Genomic DNA, 2,288 nt, shown 5'->3' on the forward strand with positions numbered 1-2,288 from the left:
CGCCGCCGCACTTTGGACGCGGCCATCCATCACGACCGCTGGTAAGCCCGGCCAGGCGCCTCACGGCGGACGTCGGTCTCACAATGCGGTTCTCGGCATGGCCGAGACGTCTACCGACGATTACCGGTCCTCGTCTGCCCCGCGAAGACCTCGGGCAGCTGGCCGGCGATCCGGCAGGCGGGCCGTTTCGCGGTCAACATGCTCGCCCACGACCAGCGTGAGCTGAGCTCCCTCTTCGGCCGAAGCGGCGCCGACAGGTTCACCGCCACCTCCTGGCGCCCCTCCTCCACCGGCCCCCCGCTACTCGACGGCGCGCTGGTCTGGGTGGACTGCACGGTGCATGCCGTACACGACGGCGGCGACCACCACATCGTCCTAGGCCGCGTGGACGACCTGGCCGCCGGTGCTGGGTGAAACCGCATCCAGAACGGGGATGGCTCTGCAGAGGGCTAGGGAATCCCAGGTGGACGGGCTGGTCAGCGGGCGAGGTGGCGGGAGATGACGAGGCGCTGGATCTGGTTGGTGCCCTCGAATATCTGCATCACCTTCGCCTCCCGCATGAAGCGCTCGACGGGGAAGTCGCGGGTGTAGCCCGCGCCGCCGAGGACCTGGACGGCGTCGGTCGTCACCTTCATCGCGTTGTCGGTGGCGACCAGCTTGGCGATCGACGCCTCGCGGCCGTAGGGGCGGCCGGCGTCCTTGAGCCGCGCCGCCGACAGGTAGGTGGCGCGGGCCGACTCGATCGCGGCGTCCATGTCGGCGAGCACGAACGCGAGGCCCTGGTGCTCGATGATCGCGCGGCCGAACGCCTCCCGCTCCTTGGCGTAGGCGACGGCCGTGTCGAGCGCGCCCTGGGCGAGGCCGGTGGCGACGGCGGCGATGCCGAGCCGGCCCGCGTCGAGCCCGGCCAGCGCGATCGACAGGCCCTCGCCCTCGCGGCCGATGAGGTTGCCGGCCGGGACGCGGGCGTCCACGAACCGGACGGTCGCGGTCGTCGAGCCCATCAGGCCCATCTTGTCCTCGGGCCGGTCGAACTCCAGGCCGGGCGTGCCGGCGGGGACGTGGAAGCAGGAGATGCCGCGCGAGCCGTCGTCGGACGTGCGCGCCATCACGGTGTAGAAGTCGGCCTTGCCGCCGTGCGTCGTCCACGCCTTCGCGCCGTTGAGGACGTAGGAGTCGCCGTCCTTGACGGCCCTGGCCCGCATCGCCGCCGGGTCGGAGCCCGCGTGCGCCTCCGACAGGCAGTACGCGCCCAGCCGCTCGCCGGACAGCAGGTCGGGGAGCCATCGGGCGCGCTGCTCGTCCGTCCCGTAGGCGAACAGCGGGAAGCAGGACAGCGCGTGCACGCTCACGCCGACCCCGACGCTCGCCCAGGCCGCGCCGATCTCCTCCAGGGCTTGCAGGTAGACCTCGTAGGGCTGGTCGCCGCCCCCGAACTCCTCCGGGTACGGCAGCGTCAGCAGCCCGGCCCGGCCCAGCGTCGTGAACGCCTCGCGGGGGAAGGTCCCGGTGCGCTCGGCGTCGGCGGCCCGCGGCGCCAGCTCCTTCGCGGCGATCTCGCGGGTGAGCGCGATGAGGTCCTCGGCCTCGGGGGTGGGTAGCTGGCGGCTGGCGGGCATGGGCGGCTCCTTTCGCGCCCCCAACAGTAATGCCGCCCGCCCCGGGTGTGTCAGCGCGACGACTGGAGGGCGTGCTCGACCAGCGCGACGAGGACGCCCTTCGCCGTCTCCCGCTGCCGGACGTCGCACAGCAGGACCGGGACGTCCGGGTCGACGTCCAGCGCGTCGCGGATCTCCTCGACCCGGTAGCGGCGGGCGCCGTCGAAGACGTTCGCGGCGATCACGAACGGGATGCGGCGCTGCTCGAAGAAGTCGATGGAGGCGAAGCTCGTGGTGAGCCGCCGCGTGTCGACCAGCACGATCGCGCCGACCGCGCCGTAGGAGATCTGGTCCCACATGAACCAGAACCGCTCCTGCCCGGGCGTCCCGAACAGGTAGAGCCGGACGCCGCCGGAGAACGTCAGCCGTCCGAAGTCCATCGCGACGGTCGTGGTCGTCTTCTGCTCGACGCCCTCGATGTCGTCCACGCCGACGGACTTGTCGGTGAGGGTCTCCTCCGTCCGCAGCGGGCGGATCTCGCTGACCGAGCCGACGAGCGTGGTCTTGCCGACCCCGAAACCGCCGGCCACGAGGATCTTCAGCGTGTGCAGCGGGACGTCGACGTCCTGCTGCCCGTACGGCGACGCCGCTGGTGCCGCGGGCGGCGCGGGCATGGCCGGTGCCATGGGC

2 protein-coding genes and 1 pseudogene are annotated in these 2,288 nt (G+C 72.2%); 1 reads left to right on the forward strand and 2 read right to left on the reverse strand.

Translation table 11 applies throughout. The annotated features are described in order from the left end of the window. Positions 1-138: 138 nt before the first annotated feature. Positions 139-414, forward strand: a pseudogene (locus E1264_RS42095) (flavin reductase family protein); the annotation flags it as partial. A 62-nt stretch (positions 415-476) separates the two neighbouring features. On the opposite strand, the gene E1264_RS42100 reads toward E1264_RS42095, so the two are convergent. Together E1264_RS42100 and E1264_RS42105 are read right to left on the reverse strand one after the other, a co-directional pair. Next, entirely contained in the window at positions 477-1,619 is a 1,143-nt protein-coding gene (locus tag E1264_RS42100) for an acyl-CoA dehydrogenase family protein (protein ID WP_132183108.1), read from the reverse strand. 50 nt (positions 1,620-1,669) lie between these two features. Then, entirely contained in the window at positions 1,670-2,284 is a 615-nt protein-coding gene (locus E1264_RS42105; protein WP_243711513.1) for an ATP/GTP-binding protein, read from the reverse strand. Between the last annotated feature and the right edge of the window lie 4 nt (positions 2,285-2,288).

It is taken from the genome of Actinomadura sp. KC216 (assembly GCF_004348535.1).
GTDB lineage: Bacteria > Actinomycetota > Actinomycetes > Streptosporangiales > Streptosporangiaceae > Spirillospora.